The sequence below is a fragment of the Prevotella sp. Rep29 genome, assembly GCF_019551475.1.
Lineage (GTDB): Bacteria > Bacteroidota > Bacteroidia > Bacteroidales > Bacteroidaceae > Prevotella.
Window position 1 is genome coordinate 1,983,289 of record NZ_CP047159.1, and the last position, 14,381, is coordinate 1,997,669.

At 49.8% G+C, this 14,381-nt stretch carries 11 protein-coding genes; 5 read left to right on the top strand and 6 right to left on the bottom strand.

Translation table 11 applies throughout. The features are described from left to right. From GRF55_RS08475 to GRF55_RS08500, 6 genes are read right to left on the bottom strand one after another with little or no spacing between them, the layout of a single operon-like run. A complete protein-coding gene (locus GRF55_RS08475; RefSeq protein WP_255563770.1) occupies nt 1-2,529 on the bottom strand; it encodes a DUF5686 family protein in 2,529 nt (842 codons plus the stop codon). Nucleotides 2,530-2,536: 7 nt separating this feature from the next. Beyond that, the gene (locus GRF55_RS08480; protein ID WP_220368003.1) at nt 2,537-3,844 is read right to left on the bottom strand and encodes an inositol-3-phosphate synthase; all 1,308 of its coding nucleotides are present in this window, start codon (nt 3,842-3,844) and stop codon (nt 2,537-2,539) included. 11 nt (nt 3,845-3,855) lie between these two features. Next, nucleotides 3,856-4,596 (bottom strand): HAD family hydrolase, encoded by a 741-nt coding sequence (locus GRF55_RS08485; RefSeq protein ID WP_255563771.1) that lies wholly within the window; start codon nt 4,594-4,596, stop codon nt 3,856-3,858. Beyond that, on the bottom strand, nt 4,562-5,494 hold the full coding sequence (locus tag GRF55_RS08490) for a CDP-alcohol phosphatidyltransferase family protein (protein ID WP_220368004.1): 933 nt from the start codon (nt 5,492-5,494) through the stop codon (nt 4,562-4,564). The genes GRF55_RS08485 and GRF55_RS08490 overlap by 35 nt, the downstream gene beginning before the upstream one ends. Nucleotides 5,495-5,501: 7 nt before the next feature. Continuing rightward, nucleotides 5,502-6,290: a hypothetical protein gene (locus GRF55_RS08495; RefSeq protein ID WP_370626709.1), complete on the bottom strand. Its 789-nt coding sequence runs from the start codon at nt 6,288-6,290 to the stop codon at nt 5,502-5,504. Continuing rightward, nucleotides 6,274-7,062, bottom strand: a complete 789-nt coding sequence (locus tag GRF55_RS08500; RefSeq protein ID WP_220368006.1) for a sugar phosphate nucleotidyltransferase — start codon at nt 7,060-7,062, stop codon at nt 6,274-6,276. The genes GRF55_RS08495 and GRF55_RS08500 overlap by 17 nt, the downstream gene beginning before the upstream one ends. A gap of 772 nt (nt 7,063-7,834) precedes the next feature. Between GRF55_RS08500 and GRF55_RS08505 the strand changes: the two genes are divergently transcribed. The 5 genes from GRF55_RS08505 to GRF55_RS08525 are packed head-to-tail and all read left to right on the top strand — an operon-like array spanning nt 7,835 to nt 14,264. Next, nucleotides 7,835-9,370 carry a class I SAM-dependent RNA methyltransferase gene (locus tag GRF55_RS08505; RefSeq protein ID WP_220368007.1) on the top strand — a complete coding sequence of 512 codons (1,536 nt, stop codon included), beginning with the start codon at nt 7,835-7,837 and terminating at the stop codon, nt 9,368-9,370. Then, nucleotides 9,360-11,504, top strand: a complete 2,145-nt coding sequence (locus GRF55_RS08510; protein ID WP_220368008.1) for a DPP IV N-terminal domain-containing protein — start codon at nt 9,360-9,362, stop codon at nt 11,502-11,504. The genes GRF55_RS08505 and GRF55_RS08510 overlap by 11 nt, the downstream gene beginning before the upstream one ends. An 8-nt stretch (nt 11,505-11,512) precedes the next feature. Further along, nucleotides 11,513-12,862 carry a phosphoribosylamine--glycine ligase gene (purD, locus tag GRF55_RS08515; RefSeq protein WP_220368009.1) on the top strand — a complete coding sequence of 450 codons (1,350 nt, stop codon included), beginning with the start codon at nt 11,513-11,515 and terminating at the stop codon, nt 12,860-12,862. A 32-nt stretch (nt 12,863-12,894) separates the two neighbouring features. Beyond that, a complete protein-coding gene (locus GRF55_RS08520; RefSeq protein WP_255563772.1) occupies nt 12,895-13,836 on the top strand; it encodes a hypothetical protein in 942 nt (313 codons plus the stop codon). Then, nucleotides 13,812-14,264 (top strand): YqaA family protein, encoded by a 453-nt coding sequence (locus tag GRF55_RS08525; RefSeq protein WP_220368010.1) that lies wholly within the window; start codon nt 13,812-13,814, stop codon nt 14,262-14,264. Before GRF55_RS08520 ends, GRF55_RS08525 begins: the two co-directional genes overlap by 25 nt. The last annotated feature ends 117 nt before the right edge of the window (nt 14,265-14,381 follow it).

A 14,381-nucleotide genomic window follows, 5' to 3' on the forward strand; every position in this document is an offset into this window, starting at 1 on the left:
TCAGAATGTAAACTCAAAACCAACGCGAATGCCTTGAAGTTTGGCTGTTGGCAACTTGGTATAGCTCAAGCGGCGCACGTAGTCCACGCGGAAGAACTTGAAAATATTATAGATGCCGACCGATATTTCCCAATAAGGTTTGTTCTTATCCATCAAGTTCGCACCTTCGGGGAATACGAACAAATTGGGATCATTTGCATTTTCTTCCAAGAAAGGATTATTCTTATCGGTCAGATGTCCTATCATTCCTTTTACTCCGATACACTCACGCCATTTGAGTTTTTTCAACAAGGGGATACGGTTGAATATTTTGCCGTTCAGGTCCCATGATATGTCAAGCATTGCAAAGCGGTCGTTGAGAAATTCCATATTGTTCATCAATGAGAATTTTCCTTCGTTGATGGTATAGGAAAGATTCGTCGGTGGCATGATAAGCAGTGGGAAAGGAACTTTATTCCATTGCGCTCCTGCTTTGATTTGCGTATTGATTCGTCCCCAACTCTTCATCCATATTCGTTTGTAGATACTTACTTCTGTGTAATTATAACGATAGCGTCCACCAAACAGCCCATCAAAGCCCATCGTATGACTGAGTCTTAATTCCGGTGCATCGAAATTGACAGGAATACGATGTTGTTTGGTATTGACATAGGTTCGTCCTGGACAAAGTTCAAGACTCACAGTTGCTTCCGTAGTACGGATTTTATTGATGATTTCGCCATCGCTGAGACGGTTGAATGACAGTTCTCCAGTAGGTTGATTACTTTCCGTTTTAAACTGGACAGTGGTTCGGAATCCCCAGTCTGTTTCCCAATCGAACTTGAGTTTCTGTCGATTATAAAAGTACATCTGATTCACTTTCGCCCAACGGAATGCGGTAAAGAGATTGTCTTTATCCGTATTCAGGAACATGTCCGAAGGAGACATCACATCGTAGGTTGTTTCAAAAGAAAGGGTTCTCGAAGGAAATTCGCTCGGCTGGTATTCTTTTTTATTGAATGAGTATGTCACGAGTGAGCTATAATAGCTTTTATGTGTTTTTGTTCCATACGCATAATAGCCTTTCCAAAACCAATGTGGGTTGAGTGCCGCGGTGGTCTGTCCGCTCGCACGAAAACGCAAGCCGTCAACGAAGTTATTAGATATGATGGTATTGACTGGTCCGATATCGAATTTACTTTTTGTATTCTTCGAACCTGTTTCTATAAAATTCTCTACCAGCGCTTTTAATCCGAAAAGGATATATTTGAAGCCTTTTGACCGTTCCATACTGTGAATAAAATCGTTCATTGACGATTCGCTTTTTGTCAGTTCCACCGTCCGGTATTTATTCCAGAAATCTTCTTTGCGCATTTTTGCGTCTGCTTCATAACGAACATCAGCTTTGCCTTTGAATAGTTTTTTCGGCAGTTCATCGAACGCATAATCGCTAAACCGTGTGGTTCTGATTACAGCAGCTTTCGTGAGAAATTTTGCCAGAGACATTTCCACCATCATATCATCCTTCGTCAGCACCCATTCCCCGTTAGCGAGTCGGGTATATTCCTGCTCCATTCGAAGGTTATCCACGAAGTTCACGACACTGCTTTTCGGTAGTGTCAGGACACATCGTTTCACATGCAACGTAGTGTCAGCAAGCACATATATTTCTCCACGGAAACCAAAATCCTGTTGATTGTTGGGCGTGAACTGCAAGTGAAAACAACGGTCTGGTCCAACATAAACCGTGTCTTCTATGTAAAAACGATAGAAATCAACCGCATCTTTTCCTATCGGACTGGTAAAAGGATACTGTAAAAAGCGGATTTGGTCATCATACAAGTCGATATCGGTGAAGAAATCTTTCAAAATCGTGTTGAACATAACTCCTGTTTCTATCAACTGACTGACACCTGTGGATGACTGACCTTTGATAATGTCTTTCCTGGTCTTCGGTTGTTTTCTATAAAGATGTTGTATCGCTGTCTCATCAACAGAAAGGGGTAAGATGAGTTTATCGTTGTAAGGGCATCGTTCGATATGATTGACGAGCCATTCGCGGTTTTTAAACAAATCGCTTTCCATTGTTTCGGATGTGATGTCGTTGACGGCAAGCGTTATCTTCTGATATTTGTTGTACTGGTAGAAATCATAATTCTCAAGGTCGGTCTTCTTTTTCGCAGCAATCACACGCCTCATCAGTTCTACGGCAGGATTATCTTTACGCGAATATTTTGACTTACGTTTGGACCTCACCGTCACCTCGCCCAGTTTTCTTGCATCTGGTTGCAGTTTAAACACCTGCTTTGAAGGCGTATTTTCTTTGATTAAAATGCGTTGTGTCTTATAACCGAGCGCACTGATGGTGAGATACCATCCGTTGTATCGTTCGATGGAGAAATAACCTGTTGAATCTCCCGACACGGCAATATGGTTGCCTTTATACGACACGCTTGGACGGGCGATGGTGTCGCCCGTCTGCGCATCAACGACAATACCTGTTATCTGGGCATTGGCTGTCTGTGCCAACGTCCAGATAAGAAGTATCATACTTATTTTAATCCATTTCTTCATCTGCTTCATAACCGCCCATCTCGCGGATTGCATTCTTCAGCATCGTGTGTTGCTGATAGAGGTTGTTCACTGCCTCCTCGCCCTTGACATAGTCGTGCATCGGACTCTTGAGATAGAAGCTCAGGAAACGTTGTATTCCGTAGCGTCCGGCACGCGCAGCAAGGTCTGACAACAGGCAGAGGTCGAGCAACAGCGGTGCGGCAAGGATGGAGTCGCGGCAGAGGAAATTGATTTTAATCTGCATCGGATAGCCCATCCAACCGAAGATGTCGATGTTGTCCCAGCCTTCTTTATTGTCGTTGCGGGGAGGATAATAGTTGATACGCACTTTATGGAAATAATCCGTATAGAGGTCGGGCTGTTCTTCCGGCTTCAGGATCGTTTCCAGTGTCGATAGTTTGCTGACTTCCTTCGTGCGGAAGTTTGCCGGCTCGTCGAGCACCAGTCCGTCACGATTTCCCAGAATGTTGGTAGAGAACCAGCCGCTGAGTCCGAGACAGCGGGTGCCGATGATGGGTGCGAAACCGCTTTTCACCAGTGTCTGTCCCGTCTTGAAGTCTTTTCCGGCAATTGGCATGCGTGTCTTTTCTGCCAGTTCCCACATGGCAGGAATATCGACCGTCGTATTGGGTGCGCCCATGATGAAGGGAGCGCCTTCAGTGAGTGCTGCATAGGCATAGCACATTGACGGTGCGATATGTTCACGGTCATCGTTTTTCATCGCTTTCTCCAGCGCGTCGAGTGTATTGTGTACCGGCTCATAAACAGGCACGTAGATTTCTGTTGATGCCGCCCAGATGACGACAACGCGGGCAATCTTCTTCTCAGCCTTGAAGCGGCGGATGTCTTCGCGCAACAGTTCGACCATCTCCCAGCGGGTCTTGCCTTCCATCACGTTGTCGCCGTCAAGTCGTTTCGCGAAATTCTTGTCGAAGGCTGCCTTCATCGGAACAATCTTCTCCAACTCAACCCGTACGGGTTCGATATCTTTTTCTTTGAGCACTTCTGCATACATCGCCGCCTGGTAGGCGTTCTGGGGATATACGTCCCATGTTGCAAACTCGATATCGTCCAGTGTTGACAATGGCACAATCTCGCCGTAGGAAAGATACTTCTGCTCAGCTCCCTTCCCTACGCGGATTTTGTCATATTGCGTCATGGCGCCGATAGGCTTAGCAAGTCCTTTTCGTGCCATAAAAACACCTGTCATAAAGGTCGTTGTGACGGCACCGCACCCAACAACCATGACACCCAACTTACCCTCTGCGGGTTTTACTTCTCTCTCTTTCATAGTGTTTTTTATTAACGCTTTTTGTTCGTGTTTATTGTATCTTCAATCAAGTCCGATAAATCAGTTATGATTTTATCGGGAATCGTCTCATCCTCGCTCTCATCCGTCCATCCTTCTCCTTTGAACCAGATGGTCTGGCAACCGATTTGACGGGCAGGCAGGATGTCTTTCGAGAAGCTGTCGCCCACCACTGCCACGTCTGAGGGCTTCATGCCCAAGGCTTCCACGCCCAAGGCGAATATCTGCGGGTCGGGTTTTCTGATGCCGACAACTGCCGATTCTATCACCCTGTCGAACAGCATGTCCAGCCCAAACTCGCAGAGCACCACGGCGATGTTTCCATAGAAATTGCTGACCAGCACCATCGGATAGTCCTCTTTCAGCGCGCGGAGCACTTCCCTGCTGTGAGCGGTGGTCGCAGTCACGTCTGCATAGAGTTTCTCCAACAGTGCGCTCTTGCAGCTTCCCAGTTCTTTTCCCGACAGCATTGAGAGGTGTGCGAGTTCGAGTTCGAGCTTCGTCTCCAGCGTTTGCCGGAACGTGAATGTGGGTTTGACCACCGGATGGGTTCCCAAATAGCGCTCAGCATACACATAAGCCTCGCGGAACTGTTCCTCACTAACGGGGACGCCAACGTACTCATAAGCATGCCAGAGCACCTTTCCCCAGTGGCAGCCACACGTATCGAGCGTGCCGCCGTAGTCGAATATGTAGCCTTTATTCTTCATATATTTTCCGACAAAGGTCCTCATGTTTCTTGTGCATGTAAATATATAAGGCGGTCATCACCGTAATCTCTATCAGCAGATACACCCACGGGCAATCCAACAGGCAGGTGACGTAGATGCAGATAGCCCGCACGTTGAAAGTCAGGATGTTCGTATATTTCATCAGCGGACGGCTTCCTGCCAGGAATCGCTCTTTCAGTGCTTCCGGCACGTTCGCTATGTCGCTGTATTTTTCCGTCAGTTGCTGATACAGTCTTTGGAATCTGGGTGTGCGCCGCTCTTGGCTTTTGCAGTAATTGGCGTAGTTGTAATAGAACTTCCGCTCCCAGAAATGTCCCCGTTTGCCACGCAACGACTCATAAATAGCGCGCTGCTGCTCTGAGCGGTCGAGCTCACTGCCTGCCGTCCCTTTGAGAAACCACAGGTGTATCTGTCGGTAATAGTCTGCCAGAGAGCTTTGCGGCGAGTGACAGAGGAAACCTGCCACAGCTGCCAAGAGCCATATCCAAATGCCCCATTTCATGTCCGTGAGGGGCATCTCCTGCGGCATCAGGCGCAGGCAGATTGCCAGATAGATGGCAAAGAACCAGAGGTCGCCTGAGAAGCCGTCGAGCATTCGTCCGATGAGGGTCTTCTTTCCCGTCAGCCGAGCCATCTGCCCGTCGGTCGAATCGCAAAAGTTGGCAAACATCAGGAGCAGCACACCTGCCACGTTGTGCCACCAATCTGTATGATAGAACATCACGCCTGCCCCCACTCCGAGGAATATCGACAGTATCGTGATGGCGTTCGGATGCACGCCCAGCTTGTTCCAGAACAAGGCAAACACCAATCCTATCGGACGGGTGAAGTGCACATCCAGCCACTCCTCCGTGTCGTCTGATTTGAAAGATGCTCTCAGCAATTCCTTGAAACGTGCCATATCTTTTTTATTTCATTAAACTGTGTTCAACTAACCGGACTATTGCAGCTGCCGCCTCCTCCCGACATCGTGAGAAACTGGGCCAGTCGTTGAAGTCAATCATGCACCAACTGCCGTCCTCGCACACGATGCAATCGCCGCCATAGACAGCAACGCCCGTCGCCTCTGCCAGCCGCTCTGCCTCCCGACGCAGGTTTTCCACATCGAACGGATGGTGACATGCTGCGCCATTGTGCTGCTCATCGCCAAACTTCGTCTGTCCGTCGTCCGTCGGATAGTAGTGACGGAAGAATCCCGTTCCCTTCACTCCATAGAATTTCACCAGGTCGCCACGGACATGGGCACTCACCGTGTAGCAGTCGATTCCTCGCTCTCTGAAGCGGCGTATTCCCGCTTCCAAGTCGGTTTTGTTCCGGAAAAACGCCACGTCTTCATGACTTTGCGCCGCCGCATCGCCACGTTTGAGCCAGTAGCCGTCGGTTCCTTCGCCCGGAGCCATGGGAATGCCCATCGCTTCCATCGTTGTCTGCAAGCGACGGCGGGCGCAGTTGGCTACTCCCTGTGGGGTGTTGATGATGCAGGCATCCAAGTCTGACAAGCGCCTCAGCGTCTCCGGCAACCGCCCCATGCTCAAAATCAGCGGATAGGACTGCCCATCCTGCTGCCAGAGGGCTTCCTCCACGCTATCGACTTCGTGACCGACAGCCCGAAGCTTTGCCGAAACAGCATCGAGTATCGCCTGGTCTTTTTCCACCGAATTGGGAGAAAAACGCTTGTCCCTATATATGCACAGCACTCTCAAAATCTTCCGTTTTCAAAAAATCTTCCGCTTTCTCAATGTCACTGGCATGGTCGATGTCGAGCACTTTCGAGAACAGCCACGCATCGAGCCTGAAGCCATCGGCAACCAGGGCGCGCTGAAAGTTGCGCATGCGGTGCTCTCCCCGCTCCATGCACCTGCTGAGTGTGTCGAGCGAATGCGGTGATAATCCATAAATACCTGCGCTCACAAAAGGTTGATTGGTTTTTGTTTCTGCTGCCGACAAGTAATCCGGTGTGTCGTGAAAACCCCGTATCTGCCAGCCGTCGCCTACCTCCACGTAAAGCGGTTTCTCATCGTCCACATAGTCGGTCACGCCCATCAAGCCGTCAAGTGACGCACCGCTGCCGGCAGCAGTCATCATACGGGTGAACGTCTCGACGTAACTGGTAAATTCACTCTCACGGAAAATCGTATCGACCGTGGTCAACACGAAGGGTTCACCGGCAAGCAAACCGCTCAGTTCGTAAAGGCTGTGCATCGAACTCGGGGTCGTTTTGACCACCAGGCGCAAGGGTATCGCACGCCCGTCCAAGCCGTTTCGCGCCACCTCCTCAAGATGGTGGCGCACCTGCGGCGACTGCTCGTTGCAAATCACGGCTATCTCCGACGCGCCATTCGCTGTGAATATGCGTAAGAGACGGTCAATCAGGCACTCGCTGCCCAACCTCACCAACGGCTTCGGTTCTGCCACTCCCTCCTCGGCTAACCGCGAGCCTTCGCCTGCTGCGATGATTGCGTATTTCATCAACACACTCAACCTTTTATAAAGAACAATAATTTATTAAGCTGCGCAAAGGTAAATAAAGTATATGAAAGACGAAAACTTTTTACAGTTTTTTAGTTTTGCACCATGCTTTTTATACTTTCTTTATTTTTACATCTTTTTACAAATGTTTTGTTTTTTATATTTTCGCCTCTCGAAACGCCGATTTTTAAATGTTAAAATGTAAAGTTTTTATCACGATTTTAACATTTCGGGAAATGGAAATTCTGGAACGGATTTCCGTAAGTTTATCAATAAAATATCCAAAAGTGTCGTTTTGGAGAACAAAAGCAGCACTTTGACCTTGCGAAAGTGCCACTTTCAGGAGCCAAAAGTTGAAGTTTTGGAGGGTAAAAGTGCCACTTTTAGAACCCGAAAGTGGCACTTTCAGGCGCATTTCCAACACTTTCCGCGCCAGAAAAGTTTTCACAGAAACAACAATCCACTGACCATGAGTAAGTTAACGAAAAGGCTTTGTTTTTTGAAAAAATCGAGGCAAAAGTGGGGAAGTTTGCAAAAAGGGGCAAAAATCGTGCGTTAGAGCCTCTTTTTTCTTTCCATTTTAACATTTCAGAAAATGAGGGTCGGAAAGTCCCCCTGCATCCTCCTCATTCAAATAAAAACACCTTTTCCCCGACTTAATGACCGCCTTTGGTCGCATAAGACAATGTTTCTGTATAAAAATAAACGGATTTTATTTTGTCCTGCTATCGGTTTTAACTATCTTTGCACTCAAATTGATAAAATCGAAAACATGGCGCAGAAAAGCAGCAAGCAAAATGCAGGTCCGCAGGAGGGCGGCAACAGCAACGGGCAGTTTGAAATCATTGCAAAGACATTCGTCGGGTTGGAGCCTATCCTGGCAAAGGAACTGAGGGAATTGGGGGCTGAAGATGTCAAGGAAGGACGGCGGATGGTCTCCTTCACGGGCGACAAGCGAATGATGTATCGGGCAAACTTCAAACTCCGCACAGCCATCCGAATTCTCAAACCCATCACCCACTTCAAGGCACGGTCGGCAGATGACGTGTACGAGGGAGCGAAGAAAATCGACTGGAGCCAGTATCTTGACAACAGCAAGACGTTTACCGTCGATGCCGTCGTCTTCTCTGAAGAGTTCCGCCACTCGAAGTTCGTATCCTACAAAATCAAGGATGCCATCGTCGATCAGTTCCGCGAGCGGACAGGCGAGCGCCCCAACATCTCTGTGGCCAATCCCGACATACGTCTCAACATTCATATTGCCGAAGACCGCTGCACGCTTTCGCTCGACTCCAGCGGAGAGTCGCTCCACCGAAGGGGCTACCGCCAAGAGCAGGTAGAAGCGCCACTCAACGAGGTGCTCGCCGCCGGAATGATTCTCATGACGGGCTGGCATGGCGAGACCGACTTCATCGACCCGATGTGCGGCTCGGGTACGCTGCCCATCGAGGCGGCACTCATCGCGCACAACATGGCACCGGGACTGTTCCGGAAGGAATATGCGTTCGAGAAATGGGCAGACTTCGACAGCGAAATGTTCGACGAAATCTACAACGACGACTCCGATGAGTGCGAGTTTGAACACCACATCTACGGATACGACATCGACATGAAGGCGGTCAGCAAAGCACTCCGCAACGTGAAGGCAGCGGGGCTGAGCAAGGATATCACCATCGAACAGGCTGACTTCAAGGACTTCGTGCAACCGAAAGAAAAAAGCATCATCATCACCAATCCGCCATACGGAGAGCGCATCTCCACCCCCAACCTGCTCGACACCTACCAGATGATAGGCGAACGGCTCAAACACCAGTTCGTGGGCAACGACGCATGGGTGCTCAGCTATCGGGAGGAATGCTTCGACCAGATAGGACTGAAGCCCTCATTGAAGGTGCCGCTGTTCAACGGAGCCCTGGAATGCGAGTTCCGCAGATACCAGCTGTTTGACGGGAAATACCGCGAATTCCGCAGCACGGGCGGCGAAGTGAAGTCGGAAGAGGAAAAGCGCGCCATGGCACAGAAGAACCGCTTCAAGAAACACCGCGAGTTCAAACAACGACTCGAGGAAGTGGAAGAGAACGAGGCAAACGATATCCGCTCCTTCAAGATGCACACCTCCTCCCTACAGGAATACGACAGAAAACGGGAAGAGAGAGCAAGCGGAGAACGAAAAGACGCCCGACCGTTCGACAAAGACAGGAGAGGAAAACGCCCCTTTGAAGGAAGGGAACACAGAGACAATCGCAAATTTGGTAGAAAAACACATAATGAACAAAGAAAAACAAGGAGGAATAACCATGAGAATTAAACAACTGCTACTCTTAGTATTCATCGCCATGGCAGCAAATGCACAAAACAAGCTCTTCACACTGGAAGACCTCAACTTCGGCGGCAAGAACTATTGGAAGATGTCTCCCAAGAACCAATACTACGCTTGGTGGGGAGACCTGCTCGTCAGAAAGGAAGCCAACGAATGCCGCATCGTAGATAAGAAGACAGGAAAGGAAACACCGCTGTTCCAACTCGACGAAATCAACGCGTGGACAAACGAGGGAACAGGTAAGATGAGACACCTGCAAAACGCCCTGTTCCCCTACCCCGACCAGCCGGTCGTGCAAGTGAGCAATGGCAAGGAGACCGTACTCATCAACTGGAAAGAAAAGAAAGAAATCTGGAAAAGCGGCGACCTGAAAAAGAACGGCATGCTACTCGAATGGTGCCCCGAATCAAAAGCCAGCGCACTCCTGAAAGACGACAATCTGTTCGTCGCAACAGCTGACGGGAACATCAACCAACTGACCACCGACGGCAGCCGCGACATCGTTTACGGACAGTCCGTCCACCGCGATGAATTCGGCATTCACAAAGGCACCTTCTGGAGCCCTGACGGGAAGAAACTGGCATTCTATCGCATGGACCAGAGCATGGTGACCGACTATCCGCAAGTCAATACCGACACGAGGATTGCCACCGAAGAGCCCGACAAATACCCCATGGCAGGAGAAACCAGCCACCAGGTGACCGTCGGCGTCTATGACATCGACACCAAAAAGACGTGCTATCTCAAAGCAGGCGACCCCACCGACCGCTATTTCACCAACATCGCATGGTCGCCGGATGCAAAGACCATCTACATCTTCGAACTCAACCGCGACCAGAACGACTGCAGACTGGTCAGCTACAACGCGACGACCGGCGACAAAATAGCCGAGCTCTACCGCGAGACGAGCGACAAATACGTGGAGCCACAAGACCCCATCACCTTCCTGCCGTGGGACAACAACAAGTTCCTGCTGCAAAGCCAGAAAGACGGATACAGACATCTGTATCTGTTCAACACAAAAGGCGAACAGCTCAAACAGGTCACTTCCGGGAAATGGGTCGTAATACGGCTCGTCGGATTCGACAAAAAGAGCAAGTCAGCCATCATCGTCTCCAACGAGAAAAGCCCCATCCAGCAAAACACGTATGCCGTCAACATCGCCAACGGAAAACGAACCCTGCTGGACAACGGACGCGGTTACCACACACCCGACCTCTCACATTCCGGAGCATGGTTCCTCGATAAATACAGCGAACCCGACGTGCCACGCGTCATCACGGTCAACAACGCACAACGCCTGGCTGTCAACACGCTCTTCACCGCTGAAGACCCATGGAAGGGCTACAGCGTGCCGACCTACGAATGCGGCTCTATCAAAGCCAACGACGGCACGACCGACCTCTACTACCGCATCGTGAAGCCAGCCGACTTCGACCCCAACAAGAAATATCCCACCGTCGTCTATGTCTATGGCGGACCGCATGCGCACAATGTAGATGCCCGCTGGCACTACAGCAGCCGCAGCTGGGAGACCTACATGGCACAGAAAGGATATATCCTCTTCATCCTTGACAACCGGGGAAGCGAAAACCGGGGAAGGGATTTCGAACAAGCCACCTTCCGGCAGCTCGGACAAGTAGAGATGCAAGACCAGATGAGCGGCGTAAAATACCTCAAATCGCTGCCCTACGTAGATGCCGACCGAATTGGCGTGCACGGCTGGAGTTTCGGCGGATTCATGACCATCTCGCTGATGACCAACCATCCTGACGTATTCAAAGTAGGAGTGGCAGGAGGACCTGTCATCGACTGGAAATGGTATGAGGTGATGTATGGCGAACGCTACATGGATACCCCGCAGACCAATCCCGAAGGCTACGAGAAGACTTCGCTGATTCCGAGAGCCAAAGACCTGAAAGGAAAACTGCAAATCATACAGGGAATGAACGATAAGACGGTCGTTCCACAACACTGTCTCGCCTTCCTCAAAGCGTGCGTTGAAGCCGGTACGCAACCCGACTTCTTCGTCTATCCGGGCGAACCGCACAACATGAGAGGACATGCCAGCGTGCATCTGCACGAACGTATCACACAATATTTCGAAGATTACCTTAAATAAAGAGATTCATGAGTTTTAACGCAATCATACCCAACGACCCTGTCGAAATCAAGGAGACCTACGTTCCGACTATCGAATTCAAAAAAGAACAGAACATTCTCCTGCTGGGAAGCGGCGGACGAGAGCATGCGCTGGCATGGAAAATTGCCAAAAGCCCGAAATGTGCCAAGCTCTATATCGCACCGGGCAATGCAGGAACGGCACTTGTAGGCGAGAACGTGCCCATTGCTGCTGACGATTTCGAGCAACTTAAGTCGTTTGCCGCCGACCACCACATCGACATGCTCGTCGTGGGACCAGAAGACCCGCTCGTGAAAGGAATCTACGATGAATTCAGAAGCGACCGCCAAACTTGTCACATTCCCGTCATAGGACCATCGAAGGCGGGAGCCGTGCTCGAAGGAAGCAAGGACTTCGCAAAGGCATTCATGCAAAGACACAACATACCGACGGCACGCTACCAGACGTTCGACGGAGCACACTTGGAAGACGGACTGCGCTTTCTCGAGACGCTGCAACCGCCTTACGTGCTGAAAGCCGACGGACTCTGTGCCGGAAAAGGCGTACTCATCCTCCCGACACTGCAGGAAGCGCAAAAGGAACTCCGCGAGATGCTGGGCGGAATGTTCGGAAACGCATCCGCCAGTGTCGTCATTGAGGAATATCTGCATGGGATAGAATGCTCCGTCTTCGTACTTACCGACGGCAAACACTACAAGATTCTCCCCGAAGCCAAGGACTATAAACGCATCGGTGAAGGAGACACCGGGCTCAACACCGGAGGCATGGGAAGCATCAGCCCTGTCCCGTTCGCCACAAAAGAATGGATGGGAAAGGTGGAAAAACGCATCATCCAGCCAACCATACAAGGGCTGCAGGATGAAGGTATCGACTATAAAGGATTCGTTTTCTTCGGACTCATGAATGTCAATGGCGACCCGATGGTCATCGAATATAACTGCCGCATGGGCGATCCCGAGACCGAAAGCGTCATGCTCCGGCTGAAGAGCGACATCATGGACCTCTTTGAAGGAGTGGCAGCCGGCAATCTCGACCAAAAAAGGATTGAGTTTGACGAACGTACCGCTGTCTGCGTCATGCTCGTCAGTGGAGGGTATCCGCAAGATTACAAGAAGGGATATCCCATCAGTGGGCTTGAAAACGTTTCCGACAGCATCGTATTCCACAGCGGGACTGCCCGGAAAGACGGAGCTGTCGTGACTGCCGGCGGGCGCGTCATCGCTGTTTCATCCTACGGAACCGATAAAAAAGAAGCACTCAAAAAGAGTTTCACTGAAGCCGAAAAGATACAGTTCACGGACAAATATTTCCGCCGTGACATCGGATTCGACCTTTAATTCACGTTGATATTCTCATTCATTCACTCAGCATGGCAGTCAGAAGAATCCAAAACAGAATAGCAGAGAGCCGGTTTCTCCTGCCGGCTGCTGCTGTCATAGCTACTGGTACATACCTGGCTGCCGGACTCATAGAAAAGCAGATGTGGATTCAGTTTGCCTTTTTTGCGCTCTCCACCTGGCTTTTTGCCGAGACCAACAACATCAACGCCCTGCTCCGCATATACAGTCGCATGGTGTCATCATCATTCCTCATGCTCTCATGCGCAGCCTCTTTTCTCTTTACAGACCTCCAAGTCGGCATCACCCAACTCTGCATCATCACATTCTATTACACCATCTTCAAAAGCTACATGCTCCGCGACTCAGCGCGAATTCTGTTTTTCGCCTTTTTAGCGATAGGCATTGTTAGCACTTTCTTCGTACAAATCCTCTTCTACGTACCATTTCTATGGCTATTGACAGCCACCAACCTGCGCACACTCCGTGTAAAATCGTTCCTCGCATCATTCCTCGCACTCATCACACCCTATTGGTTCTATGGCACTTACCTCCTGCTCCAGCACGAATCAGACATACTTTTCTCACATTTCTCCGGACTCATCCATTTCCAACCCATACAAATACCGCCCTCACTCGCTCAGCATCAACTCATCACGCTCACGTTCATCATCCTACTTGCCATCATCGGAATCGTTCATTTCCTGCGCCACAGCTACTTGGACAAAATCCGCACACGCATGCTCTACGAGATATTTATCACGATAGACATTCTCAGCATTATTTACATCCTGCTCCAGCCTCAACACTACAATATCCTGCTCACCCTCATCATCATCAATACAAGTCCACTCATCGCACATTTCATCACCCTGACAAGAACACGATTCACCAATATCGCTTTCCTTATTATACTGACCCTCACCTTCGCACTTATCGCGTATAACCTATGGATGCCTTCATTCAATTTCTGATAGACAACGGATATTGGGGGATGTTCATCTCCGCATTCATTGCAGGCAGTTTCCTGCCTTTCAGCAGCGAAGCCGTCATGATTGGACTCTTGGCAGCGAAATTAGACCCTTGGGCACTCGTCTTTTGGGGAACGGCGGGCAACTGGGCAGGCACCATGCTCAACTATTTCGTCGGGCGAATGGGAAAGATGGAATGGATAGAAAAATACCTACACGTCAAGAAACCCACCCTTCAAAAGGCTCAGCGCTTTCTGAAAGGGCGCGGAGCATGGATGGGATTCTTCGCATTCCTCCCCATACTCGGCACTGCTATTGCCGTCGCCCTCGGACTCATGCGTGCCAACCTGACCATCACAGCCATCAGTTCTGCACTCGGAAAGGTCCTCAGATACCTCTTAATCTTCTTCGGCACCAGTTTCTTCCTGTAGGCACAAGACCCAAAAATCCGTTAAAACTGAACGGATTCTCGTAAAATGCTCAAAATATTTGTACTCATCCACTTTTCTCTCTTATCTTTTTTGTATCTTTGCATCCAACTTTATTTT

Excerpts from the sequence above, each read along its gene's own strand:
- GRF55_RS08475 (WP_255563770.1), bottom strand. The coding sequence starts at position 2,529 with ATGATACTTCTTATCTGGACGTTGGCACAGACAGCCAATGCCCAGATA.
- GRF55_RS08480 (WP_220368003.1), bottom strand. The coding sequence starts at position 3,844 with ATGAAAGAGAGAGAAGTAAAACCCGCAGAGGGTAAGTTGGGTGTCATG.
- GRF55_RS08485 (WP_255563771.1), bottom strand. The coding sequence starts at position 4,596 with ATGAGGACCTTTGTCGGAAAATATATGAAGAATAAAGGCTACATATTC.
- GRF55_RS08490 (WP_220368004.1), bottom strand. The coding sequence starts at position 5,494 with ATGGCACGTTTCAAGGAATTGCTGAGAGCATCTTTCAAATCAGACGAC.
- GRF55_RS08500 (WP_220368006.1), bottom strand. The coding sequence starts at position 7,062 with ATGAAATACGCAATCATCGCAGCAGGCGAAGGCTCGCGGTTAGCCGAG.
- GRF55_RS08505 (WP_220368007.1), top strand. The coding sequence starts at position 7,835 with ATGGCGCAGAAAAGCAGCAAGCAAAATGCAGGTCCGCAGGAGGGCGGC.
- GRF55_RS08510 (WP_220368008.1), top strand. The coding sequence starts at position 9,360 with ATGAGAATTAAACAACTGCTACTCTTAGTATTCATCGCCATGGCAGCA.
- purD (WP_220368009.1), top strand. The coding sequence starts at position 11,513 with ATGAGTTTTAACGCAATCATACCCAACGACCCTGTCGAAATCAAGGAG.
- GRF55_RS08520 (WP_255563772.1), top strand. The coding sequence starts at position 12,895 with ATGGCAGTCAGAAGAATCCAAAACAGAATAGCAGAGAGCCGGTTTCTC.
- GRF55_RS08525 (WP_220368010.1), top strand. The coding sequence starts at position 13,812 with ATGGATGCCTTCATTCAATTTCTGATAGACAACGGATATTGGGGGATG.